This is a genomic window from Rhizobium sp. 01T437 (assembly GCF_056398505.1).
This window is the reverse complement of record NZ_JBFTPM010000009.1, coordinates 207,346-223,748: the sequence shown is the minus strand read 5'-3', so window position 1 is coordinate 223,748 and position 16,403 is coordinate 207,346. Positions and strand designations below refer to the sequence as shown.

Here is a 16,403-nt window from a genome sequence, read left to right as displayed (position 1 = left end):
GATGATCACCTGCTTCATCCGCTACGAGATCGACCCCTTCCGCAAGGATGCTTTTGCCGAATATGCCCGCAATTGGGGACAGGCGATTCCGACAAACGGCGCCGACCTGATCGGCTATTACGGCCCGCATGAGGGCTCGGCAACGACGGCTTACGGTGTCTACAACATCGAAAGCCTCGCGGCCTACGAGGCCTATCGCGCGCGGCTTGCTGCCGATCCGCTCGGCCGGGAAAACTACGAATTCGCGCGTCGCGAACGCTTCATCCTGAAGGAGGACCGCATCTTCCTGAAGAATGTTTCGGCGCCTCATGCGAAGCTGGTGCTGCCATGATCGCCGTCATCTTCGAAGTCATCCCCTATGTCGGCGAGCGCCATCGATACCTGGACCTTGCCGGTGAGCTCAGGTCCGAGCTCGAAAAGATCGATGGTTTCATTTCCATCGAGCGTTTCGAGAGCCTGACGATGCGCGGCAAAATCCTCTCGCTTTCCTTCTTCCGGGATGAAGAGGCGGTGCGCGAGTGGCGCAATCTCGAAGTCCATCGGGCTGCGCAAAGGGCCGGCCGCAACGGCATTTTCGCCGATTATCGGCTGCGCATCGGCCACGTCGTCAGGGACTATGGAATGGTCGAGCGCGCCGAGGCGCCTGAGGACAGCAGGCAGGTCCACATGCCCTCGGCAGCGGAGTGAAATCGAGGCGGGCGCAGCCAGGTGTCCGCCTTTTTCTTGTAGGTAAACCGGAATATTTTCCCGAAACGGGTCGGTGCTTCAGGCTTTGGTAACCAACTTGCGTAACCATAACGGACAGTTAAGCGTAAAGCGTATGAGTGAGTATCCACATGGCGTCTGTATTTCCGCTTGCCGACCTCAAGACTTCCGTAAAGCCGGGTTCTTGGGTCGACACGATCATCAAGGGTGATTGCGTTGCAGCCCTTGAGGCTCTTCCGAGCCAGTCCGTTGACGTCATCTTCGCGGATCCGCCCTACAATCTCCAGCTCGGCGGCACGCTGCACCGGCCGGACCAGTCGCTGGTCGATGCCGTCGACGACGAGTGGGATCAGTTCGCCTCCTTCGAGGCCTATGACGCCTTCACTCGTGCCTGGCTGCTTGCCTGCCGCCGCGTGCTGAAACCAACAGGCACGATCTGGGTCATCGGCTCCTATCACAATATCTTCCGCGTCGGCGCCACGCTGCAGGATCTGAACTTCTGGATCCTCAACGACATCGTCTGGCGCAAGACCAATCCGATGCCGAACTTCAAGGGCCGCCGTTTCCAGAACGCCCATGAGACGATGATCTGGGCAAGCCCGAACGCCAAGGCCAAGGGCTATACCTTCAACTATGATGCCATGAAGGCGGCCAATGACGACGTGCAGATGCGCTCCGATTGGCTCTTCCCGATTTGCAGCGGCAACGAACGCCTGAAGGGCGAGGACGGCAAGAAAGCCCATCCGACGCAGAAGCCGGAAGCGCTGCTCGCCCGCGTCATCATGGCCTCGTCCAAGCCTGGCGATATCATCCTCGATCCCTTCTTCGGTTCGGGAACGACCGGTGCAGTCGCAAAGCGTCTCGGCCGCCACTTCGTCGGCATCGAGCGCGAGCAGGACTATATCGATGCGGCCTCTGCCCGCATCGCCGCCGTCGAGCCGCTCGGCAAGGCGGAACTGACTGTGATGACCGGCAAGAAGGCCGAAGTGCGCGTGGCCTTCAATGTGTTGGTCGAAAGCGGCCTTATCAGGCCCGGCCAGGTGCTGACGGATGCCAGGCGGCGCCACAGCGCCGTGGTGCGCGCCGACGGCACGGTCGCCTCCGGCGGCGAGGCCGGCTCCATTCATCGCCTCGGCGCAAAAGTGCAGGGCCTTGATGCATGCAACGGATGGACCTTCTGGCACTTCGACGACGGGCAATCCCTGCGCCCGATCGACGAATTGCGGTCCGTCATCCGCAGTGACCTTGCAAAGGTGGGTTGAGCAACATCCTTGCAAGGACAGGACCAGGCCTCTTCCGGTTTGTACCTCCAGTTACGGAAGACGCATAAAGAAAGCCCGGGGCCGAAAGGCTCCGGGCTTCTTATTATTAAAGCTATGATCCTGCGTCAGAATTCCTGGTAGTCGGTTACATCGACGCGCGTAACCTTGCCGTCCTCGTTGAAAGTGATCGTTTCCTCGCCTTCGCGGATCAGCGGTTTGCCAGTCTTGCTGTGCGTTGCGCGAACGGACCACACGGCACGGCCGGAAAGCGGCGTTAGCGTCTCGACCACAGAATTCTCCGCCGTCTGGTCCGGGTAGTCGTCGAAGTAGCGGCGGAATGCGGCCATGATCTCGGCGCGGCCGGCAAGGCTGCCGACGCCGTTGGAGACATAAGTCGCATCCTCGGCAAACCAGTTCTCGATTTCAGGAAAATCGAGATCGTTGATCGCGGTGTGGAAGCGGTCGATGGCTGCTGCAGGGTCGAAGCTCATGGCTCAGGCTTTCAGTCCATAGGTGGCGAGATCGGCGCGCAGCTTGTCGGCGCCGGTAAAGAGCACGGCATTCCAGCCGGCAGCCTTGGCACCCTCGACATTGGCAGGCGCATCATCGATGAAGATCGTTGCGGCCGGATCGAGGCCGAAGCTCTTGGTATGCGTTTCGTAGATCGCGATATCCGGCTTGATGAGGCCGACATCGCCGGAAACGGTGACGCCACGCGGCTTTTTGAGGAAGCTAAAGCGCTCCTGTGCCTCGCGGAACGTGTCGGAGGCGAAGTTCGTCAGCATCGTCACGTCCCGGCCTTCGTTGATGAAGCCTTCCATGATCGCGACGCTGTCTTCATAGGCATGCGGCACCATTTCGTGCCAGTTCTGGCGGAAGGCGCGGATATGCTCTTCGCGGGTCGGGTGCTGCTCGATCAGCAATGCCTCGGCATCGGCCCAGGTGCGGCCGCGGTCCTGTTCGATGTTCCAGTCGTGCGTGCAGACATTGGCGAAAAACCAGTTGCGCTCGGCCTCATCGGGAATGAGGCGGCTGAAGGGAATATGCGGATCGTAATGAATAAGAACTTTGCCAATATCGAAAACGATATGCTTGATGTCGTTTGCCATAATCATCCCTTGGCTGTTTTGAACGCGAGAGGAATAGCCGCTGCGATCGCTTTTTTCATGATAGTCGGCAGCGCCTGAGCTTCAAGATTTATAACCGGCTCCCACCAGCCGTCATCGATTTGAAGGCGATTGGTAATTGCCACGCGGAAGATCGAAAGCCTGAGCTCGAAATGGGTGAAGACGTGGGTGACGCTGCCGGCGCTCTCCCAGTCAGCCTTGAAGGGTGCCGCTTCGGCTGAGGTCTCGCCGTCCTGCCGCGCGGTCCATGCAGTCGTTGGAATTTCCGTCATGCCGCCGAGCAGGCCGCTTTCGATCCGCCGCCGAAGCAGGATATCGCCATCGGAGGTGACCGCGACGAAGGCGGCTCCGCGCCGGATCGGCTTTTCCTTCTTGGCGGCCTTGACTGGAAACTGCTCGGGATCATGCAGCCTGAGCGCCTCGCACGATCCGTTGAAGGGACAGAGCGAACAGGCCGGTCGCTTCGGCGTGCAGATGGTGGCGCCGAGATCCATCATCGCCTGGGCGAAATCGCCGGGCCGGTCGGCCGGCGTCAGCAGCGCTACCTTCTGGCGCATTAGCGGCTTACCGGCTGGAAGCGGCGTGGCGATAGCATAGAGCCGTGAGATCACCCGCTCCACATTGCCGTCCATCACGGCCGCCTGCCGATTGAAGGCAATCGCCGCAACCGCAGCCGCCGTATAGTCGCCTATCCCGGGCAGGGCTTTCAGGCCCTCTTCGGTGTCGGGAAAGATGCCGCCATGTTCGGTAGCAACGGCTTCGGCACATTTCTTCAGATTGCGCGCCCGAGCATAATAACCGAGTCCCGCCCAGGCGGCCATCACCGCTTCAACAGGCGCATCGGCGAGATCCGTCACTGACGGCCATTTTGCGAGGAAATTGTCAAAGTAGGGTTTTACCGCCTGCACCGTCGTCTGCTGCAGCATCACCTCGGACAGCCAGACGTGATAGGGATCGGCCTTGACGCCACGCCTGGCCATTGGCGGCGAAACCCGCCAGGGCAGGTCGCGATGATGACGGTCGTACCATTCGAGGAGAGGGAAGGCGGTCGGCGCGTCCAGTGTGCGTATCGTCATTATTTGCCGCGATCGGGGGAAGTGCTCTATACTTGTCGAAGCAATGCGGCGTGATCAAGCCGATGGCCTCGAATGGCTATCGCTTACCAAGGTTTCGATGAGTTATCCACGCAAAGATGGGAAGCAGATTTCCGAACTGACGAACGGCATCATCGATCCCGTTCTCGCTCGCCGTGCCGGCATCAATAGCGCGCTTCTCGGCTCCTGGGACGAAATTGCCGGCGAGGACTTCGCCGATTGCACCCGGCCGGAAAAGATCGCCTGGGCCCGCGGCGGCGACGGCGGCGGCTTCCGCCCCGGCGTGCTGACCGTTGCCTGCGAAGGCGCGCGCGCGCTTTTTCTGACCCATGCGCAAGGCGAACTCATCCAGCGCATCAACAGCTTCTTCGGCTTCGCCGCCGTTCACCAGCTCCGCATCGTCCAGAAGCCGGTCTACCAGCCGGTCAAACGCTCTCGCACGCCCCCGCCTCTGAAGGGCGAAGCCGCCCGCAAGCTCGAAGGCATGATGCAGGGCATAGAGGACGACAAATTGCGCCAGGCGATCGCTCGTCTGGGTACGGCAGTATTGGGTAAAAAGCCGAAATAACCTTCGCCGTCCTGTTGGCAGCATCCTGATCGCCTACCGCTTGCGAACGGCGAGATACAAATAATCCGTCTCTTTCATGCAGGGCGAAACACTGCTTCTGCATTCCGGGAATGATTGATTTGTTCATTGATCTGCGGTTTCGTCTCGCGCAGGTCACAATTCTTTGAAGAAAGTTGGTGAAGCGTGCCTTGTTCGCGGCTTCTGGCCGTTATATCGCACAACTAGCTGCCACACTTGTTTATGGGGAACCCATGCGCATCTCTGAAATGCAACTGACGAAACGCCAGCTTCTGGGCGGTGTCGCCGCCGCAACCGCATCCATGGCGGTATACGGTACGGCGCAGGCGCAGGCAGCAGTCGAAATCCCGAAGCCGGATGGCGATGTTGACATGGCCAAGGTCATGACCCCTGGCGCGCTGCCGGAAATGGCGCTCGGTAAGACCGATGCCCCGGTCAAGATCGTCGAATATATGTCGATGACCTGCCCGCACTGCGCCCACTTCCACAACACCACCTTCGATACGATCAAGCAGAAATACGTCGACACCGGCAAGGTCGAGTTCGTCCTGCGCGAATTCCCCTTCGATCCGCGCGCTGCCGCCGCCTTCATGCTCGCCCGCTGCAACCCGCAGAAGCCTGAAGAGCTCGCAACGCCCGAGCAGTATTTCCCGATGGTCGCCATGCTCTTCAAGCAGCAGCAGGTCTGGGCTGCCGCCGATGACGGCCGCGCCGCGCTGCTGCAAATGTCGAAGCTTGCCGGATTTACTGAGGATAGCTTCACGAAGTGCTTGACGAACCAGAAACTGCTGGATGAAGTGAATGCCACGCGGGAACGCGGTTCCAAGGACTTCGGCGTCAATGCCACGCCGACGTTCCTCATCAATGGCAAGCGCTACTCTGGAGACATGCCGGTTGACACCATGTCGGCCCTCATCGACAGCCTCCTCTGATCCGTACCGTTTTGCGAAGGCGGGCGACGGCGAAAGCCGTGCGCCCGTTTTTTGTTTTGTGCAGCGTGAGGCTGCGGCATGAAGTTCAACAAGCTCCGCCTTGTCGGCTTCAAGTCTTTCGTGGAACCGACCGAATTCTTCATCGAGCGCGGGCTGACGGGCGTGGTCGGGCCGAACGGTTGCGGCAAGTCCAATCTCGTCGAGGCCCTGCGCTGGGTCATGGGCGAGAATTCCTACAAGAATATGCGCGCGTCCGGCATGGACGACGTGATCTTCTCCGGCTCGGGAAACCGCCCTGCGCGCAACACTGCCGAAGTCGCGCTCTATCTCGACAACGGCGAGCGCACGGCGCCGGCCGCCTTCAACGACAGCGATGAAATCCAGGTCACCCGCCGCATCGAGCGCGAGCAGGGATCGATCTATCGCATCAACGGCAAGGAAAGCCGTGCCAAGGATGTACAGCTGCTTTTTGCCGATGCCTCCACCGGTGCGCGCTCGCCCTCCATGGTTGGGCAGGGGCGTATCGGCGAATTGATCGCCGCAAAGCCGCAGGCCCGCCGTCAGTTGCTGGAAGAGGCCGCGGGCATTTCCGGTCTGCATTCGCGCCGCCACGAGGCCGAGCTTCGCCTGCGTGCCGCCGAAAGCAATCTGGAGCGGCTGGATGACGTCACCTCGCAGCTCGAAAGCCAGATCGAGAGCTTGAAGCGCCAGGCCCGCCAGGCAAACCGCTTCAAGACGCTCTCTGCCGATATCCGCGCCCGCGAGGCGATGCTCTTACATATCCGCTGGGTGCAGGCGAAAGAGGCCGAAGCCGAGGCCGATAGCGCGCTCAACCAGGCAACCGTCGCCGTCGCCGAGAAGGCGCAGATCCAGATGGATGCGGCAAAGAATCAGGGCATCGCTGCCCTGAAGCTGCCCGAACTGCGCGAAGGCGAGGCGAGGGCGGCTGCCGCACTCCAGCGCCTGCAGATCGCCCGCAGCCAGCTCGAAGAGGATGCCAACCGCATCCTGCGACGCCGCGATGAACTCACTCGCCGTCTGGCGCAACTTGCCGAAGATATCAGGCGCGAGGAACGGCTTGTCGCCGACAATGCCACGATCCTTGCAAGACTCGACGCCGAAGAGGCCGATATTGCTGAAATTCTGGCCGATTCCGGCCGTTATGCCGAAGAGACACAACAGGCTTTCGAAGAGGCCGCCGCTAAGCTTGCCGACAGCGAGCGTATCTTCACCACCCTGACCGCCGAGCGCGCTGAAGCTGCTGCCGGACGCAATCAGCTGGAACGCGCCATTCGCGATCTCGCCGATCGCAAGCTGCGGCTCGAGCGCCAGATGGACGATGCTAATCGCGAACTTTCCGGCATCGAGCAGAAGATCGCAACGCTGCCCGACCCGGACGAGAAGCGGGCCATGGTCGAGGCGGGCGAAGTCGCCTTGGCCGAAGCCGAGGCGACAATCCAGTCCATCGAGCAGGCGCTTGCCAGGGCTCGCGAGACGGAGGCGCTTTCCCGTACCCCTGTCGAGCAGGCACGCAGCAAGCTCAACGCGCTGGAAACGGAAGCCCGTACCATCCAGCGCATGCTGGCAGGTGCTGCGGCAGGCGAATTTCCGCCGGTTGCCGAAGAGTTGAAGGTCGATCGCGGTTTCGAAACGGCGCTGGGTGCCGCACTCGGAGACGATCTCGAATCCCCGCTCGATCCGAATGCGCCTGCCCACTGGTCGGAAAACGGCGATGGCGCGGGCGATCCGCCACTTCCTGCCGGCGCCGAGGCACTGCTGAACCACGTCCGCGCACCCGCCGCGCTGATCCGCCGACTGCGCCAGATCGGCCTGGTGGCTGATGCCGACGCGCCACGTCTGGTGAAGGAACTCAAAGCTGGCCAGCGCCTGGTCACCAAGGAAGGCGCCGTCTATCGCTGGGATGGCCACGTCGCCGGCGCGGATGCCCCGAGTGCCGCGGCGTTGCGCCTTGCGCAGAAGAACCGCCTTGCCGAGCTGGAAGGTGAGGCGGAGCTTGCCCGCGACGTTCTGGCCGAGGCTGAGGAGCGTCTTGCCGCCGCCGCCGATACCATTCGCGAGCAGGAGCGCAGGCTCACTGAAGCCCGCGACATGAGCCGTTTGTCCGCCCGCCATCTGGCCGAGGCGCGGGAAGCGCTCGCCGCCGCCGAGCGTGCCTCCGGTGATCTCATTCGCCGCCGCGATGTCATTGCCGAAGCCGTCAGCCAGTTGCAGGCGCAGCTCGAGGATGTCGCTGTTCAGGAAGAAAATGCCCGTATCGAGCTGGAAGATGCCCCCGATCTGACCGCGCTCGACGAACGGTTGCGCTTTCAGCAGGCCGAGGTCGCGACGGATCGCGGTGCCCTTGCTGAAGCCCGCGCCCGCCACGAGAGCCTGAACCGTGAGAACGACGCGCGCCAGCGCCGCATCGTTGCCATCGGCCAGGAGCGCGAGACCTGGCGCCAGCGCGCTGCAAGTGCTGAGGATCACATTGCCACGCTGCGTGAGCGCGAGGAGGAGGCCCGCGAGGAGGCCGCCGAACTCGAAATGGCGCCTGATGAATTCGACGACAAGCGTCGCGCCTTGCTGACGGAGCTGCAGAAGGCCGAGGAAGCCCGCCGCGGCGCCGCCGATCTCCTGGCGCAGGCCGAACTGCTGCAGCGCGATGTCGACCACAAGGCAGCGACGGCGCTCTCCGAACTCGCCGAAAGCCGCGAGCGCCGCGGCCGCGCCGAGGAGCGCCTGGTCTCTGCACGCGAGAAACGGCAGGAGAGCGAACAGCGCATTCGTGAGACACTGAATGTGCAGCCCCATGAGGCGATGCGCCTTGCCGACCGGCCGGGACTGCAGACGCTGCCGGATCCGCGCGAGGTCGAACGCGAGGTGGAGCGGCTGCGGATCGAGCGCGAGCGATTGGGCGCCGTCAACCTGCGCGCCGACGAGGAACAGAAAGAGCTCAGCGAGAAGCTGGAAGCGCTTATCAAGGAACGTGACGACGTCATCGATGCTATCCGCAAGCTGCGCGGCGCGATCCAGAGCCTGAACCGTGAAGGCCGTGAGCGCCTGATCGCCGCCTTCGATGTCGTCAATGCCCAATTCCAGCGCCTCTTCACCCACCTCTTCGGCGGTGGCACAGCGGAATTGCAACTGATCGAATCCGATGATCCGCTGGAAGCTGGTCTCGAAATTCTTGCCCGCCCGCCCGGCAAGAAGCCACAAACCATGACGCTGCTCTCGGGCGGCGAGCAGGCGCTGACGGCAATGGCTTTGATCTTCGCCGTCTTCCTCACCAATCCCGCGCCGATCTGCGTGCTGGACGAGGTGGACGCGCCGCTCGACGACCACAATGTCGAGCGCTACTGCAATCTGATGGACGAGATGGCGGCCTCCACCGAGACCCGATTCGTCATCATTACCCACAACCCCATCACCATGGCCCGCATGAATCGCCTCTTTGGCGTCACGATGGCGGAGCAGGGTGTTTCGCAACTTGTCTCGGTCGATTTGCAGACCGCAGAGCGTCTCCGTGAGACGGCTTGAGGCAGCATTTTAATTAAAGACCAAAAAAGGTCACCCTGACATCGGGTACGTACCCCATTTGGGTGATGCTCTTTTGCGCGCATTGCATTAGAAGTTGTTTTATCGCAACCGCGCCGTTACGGATAAGTAGCAATCGGTCGTTGTGATCTGTTGAATTTGCAATGCTGTCTTCGGGTTGGGGATTGGCCCCGAAGATCACAAGGCATAAGTGGACCCCCCGTCCGGTTTTCCTGGCCGGACGGAAACAAGGCTTTGCGGGACCGTTGTTGCAGTCCCGCAAAGCTTTTTTTGTGCGCCTTCGCTGCGACCTATCAGTTTCAATCGTTTGATTTTGCATCCTGTTAGGGATTTATTGTGCGGCGCAACATTTCGCCGCATTTGTCGATTTTCATTTCAACACCAAGGGATTAAGCTGGTCCCCGAAATGGTGTTGGGGGGAAGATGACCAAGTGGGTCTATACGTTCGGCAATGGGCAGGCTGAAGGCCGGGCGCGAGACAAGGAGATCCTTGGCGGCAAGGGGGCTAATCTTGCCGAAATGTGCAGCCTCGGCCTCCCGGTTCCTCCCGGCCTCACCATCGTCAGCGAAGCCTGCAGCACCTATTACAAGAACGGCCGCAAGATCGATCGGGCACTGAAGGAGCAGGTGCTCGCAGGCATTGCGGGTATCGAGGAGATCACCGGCCGCCGTTTCGGTGCGGGCAACCAGCCTCTTTTGCTCTCCGTTCGCTCAGGTGCCCGTGTTTCCATGCCGGGCATGATGGATACGGTGCTCAACCTCGGCCTGAATGACGAGACGGTGCAGGCGCTCGGCCATGATGCCGGCGACGCGCGCTTCGCCTGGGACAGCTATCGCCGCTTCATCCAGATGTATGCCGATGTCGTCATGGGTCTCGGCAATGACCTCTTCGAGGAAATCCTCGAGGACGAGAAGGGGCGCCTCGGCCACGAGTTCGATACCGAACTCAACGCTTCCGAATGGCAGCATGTCGTTTCGCTCTACAAGGCGCTGATCGAGGAAGAGCTGGATGAGGCTTTCCCGCAGGACCCCGCGGTACAACTCTGGGGCGCTGTCGGCGCGGTGTTTTCCAGCTGGATGAGCGCACGCGCCGTTACTTACCGCCAGCTTCACAATATTCCGGAAGCCTGGGGTACGGCGGTCAACATCCAGGCGATGGTCTTCGGCAATCTCGGCAATGCGTCTGCCACGGGGGTCGCCTTCACGCGCAATCCCTCGACTGGGCAGAAGCTGCTTTACGGCGAGTTCCTTGTCAATGCACAGGGTGAAGACGTCGTCGCCGGTATCCGCACGCCGCAGAGCATCACCGAGGAGGGGCGTATAGCCTCAGGCTCCGAAAAGCCCTCGATGGAAAAGCTGATGCCGGAAGCCTTTGCCGAGTTCGGCCGCATCTGCAACGAGCTCGAAGCTCATTACCGCGATATGCAGGACATCGAATTCACCATCGAACGCGGCAAGCTCTGGATGCTGCAGACACGCTCCGGCAAGCGCTCGACACGGGCAGCCATGAAGATCGCCGTCGACATGGTGGACGAAGGTGTCATCACCGAGGACGAAGCCGTCCTGCGCATCGAGCCATCGTCACTCGACCAACTCCTGCATCCGACCATCGATCCGCGCGTCACCCGCCAGGTGATCGGCTCCGGCCTGCCGGCCTCGCCGGGGGCGGCCACCGGCGAGATCGTCTTCACGGCGGAAGAGGCCGTTGAGGCAGAGTCGGAAGGTCGTAAGGTGATCCTGCTGCGCGTCGAGACGAGCCCCGAAGACATTCACGGCATGCATGCCGCCGAAGGCATTCTCACGACGCGCGGCGGCATGACCAGCCACGCAGCCGTCGTTGCCCGCGGCATGGGCATCCCCTGCGTCGTCGGCGCCGGCACCATGCGTATCGACGCCCGCAATGAGCGGCTGATCGGCATTGGTGTGACGCTGAAGAGGGGCGATATCATCACTATCGACGGTTCCGCCGGTCAGGTGCTGAAGGGCGAGGTGCCCATGATCCAGCCGGAACTGTCGGGCGATTTTGGTCGCATCATGGGCTGGGCAGACCGCGCCCGCCGCATGACCGTGCGCACCAATGCCGACACGCCGGCCGATGCCCGTGCCGCCCGCTCCTTCGGTGCCGAAGGCATTGGGCTTTGCCGCACCGAGCATATGTTCTTCGAGGGTGAGCGCATCCATGCCATGCGCGAGATGATCCTGGCGGAAGACGAGAAGGGCAGACGCAGTGCGCTCGACAAGCTCCTGCCCATGCAGCGGGGTGATTTCACCGGCCTCTTCACCGTCATGCACGGCCTGCCGGTAACGATCCGTCTGCTCGATCCGCCGCTGCACGAATTTCTGCCGAAGAGTGATGAGGAGATCGCCGAGGTCGCCTATGCCATGGGCATGGAGCCTTCGGCCCTGCGTCAGCGCGTCGACGCACTGCACGAGTTCAATCCCATGCTCGGCCATCGCGGCTGCCGGCTTGCCATCTCCTATCCTGAAATCGTCGAGATGCAGGCTCGCGCCATCTTCGAGGCTGCGATTGCTGCAGCACAGGAAACGGGGGCCGCCGTCGTTCCCGAAATCATGGTGCCGCTTGTCGGTCTGCGCTCCGAGCTCGATTACGTGAAGGCGAAGATTGATGCTGTGGCACTGGATGTCATGTCGGAAGCCAGGATGCGCATCGATTATCTGGTTGGCACGATGATCGAGCTGCCGCGTGCCGCATTGCGCGCCCATGTCATTGCCGAGGCAGCCGAATTCTTCTCCTTCGGCACCAACGACCTGACGCAGACCACCTTCGGCATCTCGCGCGACGATGCCTCGGCCTTCATTCCGACCTACCAGCGCAAAGGCATCATCGAGCATGATCCCTTCATATCGCTGGATTTTGATGGAGTAGGCGAATTGATCCGCATCGCCGCCGAGCGCGGCCGGCGCACGCGAAACGACATGAAGCTCGGCATCTGCGGTGAACATGGCGGCGATCCCGCCTCGATCCATTTTTGTGAAACGATCGGCCTCGACTACGTCTCCTGCTCGCCCTTCCGCGTGCCGATTGCGCGGCTTGCAGCCGCGCAGGCGGTGATTTCAGGCGCTCAGTGACGGTAGCGATAGTAGCGCGGATAAACGTAGGGACCGTTCAGATTATAGGCCATGTCGGCCATCACCCAGTCGCTGTCGTAGCGGGCCTGGGCGCGGCGGTCGAGATCGATGCGCTGCAGGCAGTTGGCAAAGCCGTCCGTTCCGCGCTTGAAGCCGTAGCCGAAGCAGGTCTGTTCGTCACGTGCCCGGCGCTCCTCGGGCGTCAGGGTCTGGCAGGCGGCAAGTCCGGCGGCCAGAACGGCAAGAAGCGGCAGAACATATGGGCGCATCGGTCTATTCCTTGAGCATGAATGTGCGACCAAGAAAATCCATCTGCAAGGCATCGTCAACCTGACTGTGATATCAAGCCGCTCCCGCCGGGTCGCCAATCGGCAGCAGCGCCGGGTCAAGCGGCCGGCCTTCCGGCTTCTTCGTGTCGCTCGGGTCCTGTGCCGGCGCCAGCGGCGGTTTTTCCTGAATGCGGTCAGGAATATCAGGGGCCGGCTGCGGGCCAACCGGCGTCTCTGCGCCGGGCGTCTGAATCGGATCTTTGTTCGGCATGATTCGCCTCCTTCACTGAGGAAGGAACGGCAGGATGCATGCTTGGTTCCACTTTCGCAGCCATGCGTTCCTATGTAAGAGCAAAGACAGCAGCACTGGAAAGAGCACCATGGCGATCCGCGATCGATTCTCGAAGAAACTCACCTGTCCGCAATGTGGCAATAGCGGTTTTGCCGAAGCCTCCGAGATCGACGATGCCAAGCGCAAGAATCCCGACTTCAAGGTGGATCAGCTGCCGCGCGGTTTCTTCGTGCAGCGCTCCTCAGTCCATCAGGAAACATTCATGCTGAAATGCGAATGCGGCCGCAAGTTTCCTTTCCGCTCGCTGGCGGAAGCTGCAGCAGGCCGCGATTAAAGCAAGCCGCGCAAAAGTGTGCAGCGGTTTTGCGACAACGACATGCGCAAAACAAAGAGCTAAGGCGTGGCGAGCGAATCCTAGCGATCGCGGCGCGCTTTAGAATTCAGATCCGCTCGAGAACCTCGATGAAGGCATCGGCGAAACGCACCAGATGTTCGGTATCCTCATCGGGCGCCTGCATGCGGATTTCCGTGCCGTTCTGGTCGAGCAGAGCCAGAACCACCCGCATCTTCTTGTCCGATGTCGGGATGCGCAGAACCGCGATCCGCCGGCAATCCTCCACGAGCCCCGCCGCCGGCAGGTCGAAGAGAAATTCGCCACGGGTTTCGGTAGCCGCCTTGCGCACCACCTCGCAGAAGCCGGCTTCGCCATCGGCGTAGCCTTCCAGCGAAAGTTCGAGTTCGAGCAGTTCCAGTGGCAACAGCGGCTCGGCGCGGTCGATGCCGCCAAGCGAGGAAGCTCGCGGCCTTTCCATCGTCTCGGATGAGATCATCTGTCTCTCCTGTTTCGTGGGAAGTGCATGAGACTCCGGTAGAATGGCCTTTTTACGGCATATCAGCAATAGCTTATGGAGATCGTATGCTCTTTGATTTGGCCTTTGAAGTGGATTGCTTTGGCAATGCTCAGACAAGAGTTTCAATTTAAACGAATCTTGCACTAGAAAAGTCGTTGGCAGCAGGTGCATTCGATGCATCGCTGCCGACCAACTGGTAAGTTTGATGGCCATCCGTTTCGATCGTCCCGTTTCCAGCGCTGCCCGCTTTTCGCGGCATTTCGGGGCGTTTGCGCTTGTGCTTTCGGTGGCGGTGCTGATCGCTCATCGCTTCGGCGGGCTGGCGACACCCTATCTCGTTCTGGTGCTGCTCGTTTCCGTCGGCTGCGCGATTCTCGCGACCCTGTTGGCTGCTATCGGCCTTCGCAGCCTTTGGATGACCGGTGCTGAAGGCGGGTTGAATGCGCTGGCGGCACTCATTTACGCTGCCTTTCCGCTCGGTATCGGCGCCTTTGCAGCGGAGCGCTATTTCACTCTGCCGGCAATCTATGACGTGACCACGGATACTGCCACCGCACCCGACTGGCTGTCGACGCCGCAGGCAGACCAGATCTGGCTGCCGCGCGATCCCGTCGTCACACCCGCCGACCGCGAAAGGCAGCTTGTCGCCTATCCGGAACTCACGGGCCGCCGCTACGACGGTGCGCTCGACCGTGTTCTCGAAGCCGTCAAGAAGGTCGCCAAGCAGAACGGCATCACCATCACCAAAAGCCAAGGCGACACGACGCCGGGCCGCGAACTGGAAAACAAGCCCGTTCCGGCGCAGCCCGAAAGCGGTGTCGCCGATTCGCCCGATATTATCCCCGTGCCGACACCGCGCCCCTATGAGGACGATGTGGCGAAGCTGATCCGCGGCGCCAATGGCGTGATCCTGCAGGGCACGACGCGTACCTTCATCCTCGGTCTGCGTTTCGACTTCATCATCCGTCTGCGCGAAGAGGCCGAAACCACCTTCGTCGACGTGCGCGTCGCCTCCCGCTACGGCCAGCACGACCTCGGCTTCAGCGCCGAAGAGGCCGAGCAATATCTTGGTGCCCTCGATTCAGAACTTCTGGGGATCGCGGGTGGGTGAGGCCCGGTGCTGCGGAGCAGCAGCAATCGATCCAGTGAATCGATTGCAGGGCCGAACGCCCTGAGCCACGCGAAGGGCCGGGATACGGTGAGGCAAACGAAAACACTTACCGCAAAACTATCCGATAAAATGCGAAGAGCCGTAACCGCCAAACCTACCCCAGAAACCGCTCCCGCACCTCAGCCGTCGGCACCATGCAACTCTCCCGTCGCCCCGCTATCCTCAGCCTGTTCCGCGCAACAACGCCATAGGCGACATCCGCAATTCGCCGCGGCACGATCCGCAACATTCCTGCCAGAGCCCATGGCATGCCGAGCCCCTCCAGCATACGGATCGTCGCATCGGATTTGTAATAGGCGCGACCCCTGTCGAGCAGCAGGTTGGTCTCGTAGTCCCGCGTCTCCAGCCCGTAATGCCGGTAGAGCGCCTCGCCGAGCGGTGTCTGGGCGACGATGAAGCGGTAGCGTTTTTCCTTATCCCGCTTCAGCAGGAACTGCACCCAGCCGGAGCAGAAGACACATTCGCCATCGAAGAGGATCAGCGGCCTGTCGTCCGCGAAAGCGGGTACGGAAGGGTCGCCGCGATAGCTGTAATCCGAATGCGCGGCCATCCTCAGCCTCCTGCCAATCGATAATGCGCAACGAGGGAAGGCGGCCTGTCGGCTGTTACCTCGCCGCGCTCCATCAGGTCCTCGATATGTGCCAGCACCGAAAGGGCTGCCGCACCATGCAGCCGCTTATCGGTATCGCGGTAGATCACCTCGACCATCCTAGGGATGGTGCTGTCCCCCGCCCGGATGCGCCCGATGATAGAGCGCTCCCGCAGGCGCCGATGCGTCTTCAGCCCGCGCAGGAAAGGCGCAGGCGACGTCACCGGCCCTCCGTGGCCGGGCAGCAGCAGGTTGTCGTCACGGGCGATCAGCTTGTCGAGCGAGGCCATATAGTCGGCCATGGAGCCGTCCGGCGGCGCCACGATCGTCGTTGCCCAGGCCATCACATGGTCGGCCGAAAACAGGATGCCGCTGCCCTCAAGCGCGAAGGCCGCATGATTGGCGGTGTGGCCGGGCGTCAGCACCGCCGTCAGCGCCCAGCCATCGCCCGAAATCGTCTCTCCGTCGCCGATGGCGATGTCGGGTACGAAATCCGTATCCGAGCTCTCGGCAAAGGGATTGATCTCGCCCTCGCGCAGCGGCCGCGACGGACGGTGGGGTCCTTCGCCGACCGTCAGCGCCCCCGTTTTTTCTTTCAGCCGTTTTGCAAGCGGCGAGTGGTCTCGATGGGTGTGGCTGACGAAAATATGCGTCACTTGCCGGCCGGAAAGCGCTGCCATCAGCGCATCGAAATGCGCCTCATCCTCCGGCCCCGGATCGATGACGGCAACTGACGAGCCGCCGACGATATAGCTGTTCGTGCCGCGGAAGGTGAAGGGGCTCGGATTATTCGCCGTCAGGCGCTGGATGCCGGCTGTAACCGGAACCGCCCGGCCGTAAGCCGGATCGAAGAAAAGATCGAAGTTCGCGCCGGACATGT

Annotated in this window: 17 protein-coding genes; 9 read left to right on the top strand and 8 right to left on the bottom strand. The window is 61.6% G+C overall.

The genetic code is table 11. From position 1 onward, the window contains the following. Position 1: 1 nt before the first annotated feature. The 3 genes from AC1DM5_RS20595 to AC1DM5_RS20585 all read left to right on the top strand — a co-directional run bounded on the left by AC1DM5_RS20595 (position 2) and on the right by AC1DM5_RS20585 (position 1,967). Entirely contained in the window at positions 2-331 is a 330-nt protein-coding gene (locus AC1DM5_RS20595) for an NIPSNAP family protein (RefSeq protein WP_477821861.1), read from the top strand. Then, entirely contained in the window at positions 328-687 is a 360-nt protein-coding gene (locus tag AC1DM5_RS20590; protein ID WP_477821860.1) for an antibiotic biosynthesis monooxygenase family protein, read from the top strand. The genes AC1DM5_RS20595 and AC1DM5_RS20590 overlap by 4 nt, the downstream gene beginning before the upstream one ends. A gap of 149 nt (positions 688-836) precedes the next feature. Beyond that, positions 837-1,967 carry a site-specific DNA-methyltransferase gene (locus tag AC1DM5_RS20585; protein ID WP_037105581.1) on the top strand — a complete coding sequence of 377 codons (1,131 nt, stop codon included), beginning with the start codon at positions 837-839 and terminating at the stop codon, positions 1,965-1,967. A gap of 125 nt (positions 1,968-2,092) precedes the next feature. Here the strand turns inward: AC1DM5_RS20585 and AC1DM5_RS20580 are convergent, their stop codons facing one another. Genes AC1DM5_RS20580 through mutY form a run of 3 tightly spaced genes read right to left on the bottom strand, consistent with a single transcriptional unit; the run spans position 2,093 to position 4,170 of the window. Continuing rightward, a complete protein-coding gene (locus tag AC1DM5_RS20580) occupies positions 2,093-2,458 on the bottom strand; it encodes a nuclear transport factor 2 family protein (protein ID WP_007818057.1) in 366 nt (121 codons plus the stop codon). A gap of 3 nt (positions 2,459-2,461) precedes the next feature. Further along, positions 2,462-3,076, bottom strand: a complete 615-nt coding sequence (locus tag AC1DM5_RS20575) for an HAD family hydrolase (RefSeq protein ID WP_477821859.1) — start codon at positions 3,074-3,076, stop codon at positions 2,462-2,464. A 2-nt stretch (positions 3,077-3,078) separates the two neighbouring features. Continuing rightward, positions 3,079-4,170, bottom strand: a complete 1,092-nt coding sequence (mutY, locus tag AC1DM5_RS20570; protein ID WP_477821858.1) for an A/G-specific adenine glycosylase — start codon at positions 4,168-4,170, stop codon at positions 3,079-3,081. A 97-nt stretch (positions 4,171-4,267) separates the two neighbouring features. Between mutY and AC1DM5_RS20565 the strand changes: the two genes are divergently transcribed. The 4 genes from AC1DM5_RS20565 (at position 4,268) to ppdK (ending at position 12,351) form a co-directional block, all read left to right on the top strand. Then, a complete protein-coding gene (locus AC1DM5_RS20565) occupies positions 4,268-4,756 on the top strand; it encodes a DUF721 domain-containing protein (RefSeq protein ID WP_477821857.1) in 489 nt (162 codons plus the stop codon). 251 nt (positions 4,757-5,007) lie between these two features. Further along, complete coding sequence (locus tag AC1DM5_RS20560; RefSeq protein ID WP_007818069.1) at positions 5,008-5,706, top strand: DsbA family protein; 699 nt, start codon at positions 5,008-5,010, stop codon at positions 5,704-5,706. A gap of 78 nt (positions 5,707-5,784) precedes the next feature. Continuing rightward, complete coding sequence (locus AC1DM5_RS20555; protein ID WP_477821856.1) at positions 5,785-9,243, top strand: chromosome segregation SMC family protein; 3,459 nt, start codon at positions 5,785-5,787, stop codon at positions 9,241-9,243. 441 nt (positions 9,244-9,684) lie between these two features. After that, on the top strand, positions 9,685-12,351 hold the full coding sequence (gene ppdK / locus AC1DM5_RS20550) for a pyruvate, phosphate dikinase (RefSeq protein WP_477821855.1): 2,667 nt from the start codon (positions 9,685-9,687) through the stop codon (positions 12,349-12,351). Here the strand turns inward: ppdK and AC1DM5_RS20545 are convergent. Further along, on the bottom strand, positions 12,345-12,620 hold the full coding sequence (locus tag AC1DM5_RS20545; RefSeq protein ID WP_477821854.1) for a hypothetical protein: 276 nt from the start codon (positions 12,618-12,620) through the stop codon (positions 12,345-12,347). The genes ppdK and AC1DM5_RS20545 overlap by 7 nt on opposite strands. Before the next feature lie 73 nt (positions 12,621-12,693). Then, positions 12,694-12,891, bottom strand: a complete 198-nt coding sequence (locus AC1DM5_RS20540) for a hypothetical protein (RefSeq protein WP_477821853.1) — start codon at positions 12,889-12,891, stop codon at positions 12,694-12,696. A 109-nt stretch (positions 12,892-13,000) separates the two neighbouring features. On the opposite strand from AC1DM5_RS20540, the gene AC1DM5_RS20535 reads away from it, so the two are divergent. Then, on the top strand, positions 13,001-13,246 hold the full coding sequence (locus AC1DM5_RS20535; protein WP_025669523.1) for a hypothetical protein: 246 nt from the start codon (positions 13,001-13,003) through the stop codon (positions 13,244-13,246). A 106-nt stretch (positions 13,247-13,352) separates the two neighbouring features. Here AC1DM5_RS20535 and AC1DM5_RS20530 read toward each other — a convergent pair whose 3' ends face one another. Continuing rightward, positions 13,353-13,742, bottom strand: a complete 390-nt coding sequence (locus tag AC1DM5_RS20530) for a hypothetical protein (RefSeq protein ID WP_477821852.1) — start codon at positions 13,740-13,742, stop codon at positions 13,353-13,355. A 226-nt stretch (positions 13,743-13,968) separates the two neighbouring features. On the opposite strand from AC1DM5_RS20530, the gene AC1DM5_RS20525 reads away from it, so the two are divergent. Continuing rightward, entirely contained in the window at positions 13,969-14,874 is a 906-nt protein-coding gene (locus tag AC1DM5_RS20525) for a DUF1499 domain-containing protein (protein WP_477821851.1), read from the top strand. 154 nt (positions 14,875-15,028) lie between these two features. On the opposite strand, the gene AC1DM5_RS20520 is transcribed toward AC1DM5_RS20525, so the two are convergent. Further along, positions 15,029-15,484, bottom strand: coding sequence for a thiol-disulfide oxidoreductase DCC family protein (locus AC1DM5_RS20520; RefSeq protein ID WP_477821850.1), 456 nt, complete (start codon positions 15,482-15,484; stop codon positions 15,029-15,031). 2 nt (positions 15,485-15,486) lie between these two features. Further along, complete coding sequence (locus AC1DM5_RS20515; protein ID WP_477821849.1) at positions 15,487-16,401, bottom strand: MBL fold metallo-hydrolase; 915 nt, start codon at positions 16,399-16,401, stop codon at positions 15,487-15,489. Between the last annotated feature and the right edge of the window lie 2 nt (positions 16,402-16,403).

Bases quoted from the DNA above. Each gene is read 5' to 3' on its own strand.
- AC1DM5_RS20575 (WP_477821859.1), bottom strand. From the start codon at position 3,076: ATGGCAAACGACATCAAGCATATCGTTTTCGATATTGGCAAAGTTCTT.
- AC1DM5_RS20580 (WP_007818057.1), bottom strand. From the start codon at position 2,458: ATGAGCTTCGACCCTGCAGCAGCCATCGACCGCTTCCACACCGCGATC.
- AC1DM5_RS20525 (WP_477821851.1), top strand. From the start codon at position 13,969: ATGGCCATCCGTTTCGATCGTCCCGTTTCCAGCGCTGCCCGCTTTTCG.
- AC1DM5_RS20565 (WP_477821857.1), top strand. From the start codon at position 4,268: ATGAGTTATCCACGCAAAGATGGGAAGCAGATTTCCGAACTGACGAAC.
- AC1DM5_RS20560 (WP_007818069.1), top strand. From the start codon at position 5,008: ATGCGCATCTCTGAAATGCAACTGACGAAACGCCAGCTTCTGGGCGGT.
- AC1DM5_RS20530 (WP_477821852.1), bottom strand. From the start codon at position 13,742: ATGATCTCATCCGAGACGATGGAAAGGCCGCGAGCTTCCTCGCTTGGC.
- AC1DM5_RS20515 (WP_477821849.1), bottom strand. From the start codon at position 16,401: ATGTCCGGCGCGAACTTCGATCTTTTCTTCGATCCGGCTTACGGCCGG.
- AC1DM5_RS20590 (WP_477821860.1), top strand. From the start codon at position 328: ATGATCGCCGTCATCTTCGAAGTCATCCCCTATGTCGGCGAGCGCCAT.
- AC1DM5_RS20585 (WP_037105581.1), top strand. From the start codon at position 837: ATGGCGTCTGTATTTCCGCTTGCCGACCTCAAGACTTCCGTAAAGCCG.
- ppdK (WP_477821855.1), top strand. From the start codon at position 9,685: ATGACCAAGTGGGTCTATACGTTCGGCAATGGGCAGGCTGAAGGCCGG.
- AC1DM5_RS20555 (WP_477821856.1), top strand. From the start codon at position 5,785: ATGAAGTTCAACAAGCTCCGCCTTGTCGGCTTCAAGTCTTTCGTGGAA.
- AC1DM5_RS20535 (WP_025669523.1), top strand. From the start codon at position 13,001: ATGGCGATCCGCGATCGATTCTCGAAGAAACTCACCTGTCCGCAATGT.
- AC1DM5_RS20520 (WP_477821850.1), bottom strand. From the start codon at position 15,484: ATGGCCGCGCATTCGGATTACAGCTATCGCGGCGACCCTTCCGTACCC.
- AC1DM5_RS20540 (WP_477821853.1), bottom strand. From the start codon at position 12,891: ATGCCGAACAAAGATCCGATTCAGACGCCCGGCGCAGAGACGCCGGTT.
- AC1DM5_RS20545 (WP_477821854.1), bottom strand. From the start codon at position 12,620: ATGCGCCCATATGTTCTGCCGCTTCTTGCCGTTCTGGCCGCCGGACTT.
- mutY (WP_477821858.1), bottom strand. From the start codon at position 4,170: ATGACGATACGCACACTGGACGCGCCGACCGCCTTCCCTCTCCTCGAA.
- AC1DM5_RS20595 (WP_477821861.1), top strand. From the start codon at position 2: ATGATCACCTGCTTCATCCGCTACGAGATCGACCCCTTCCGCAAGGAT.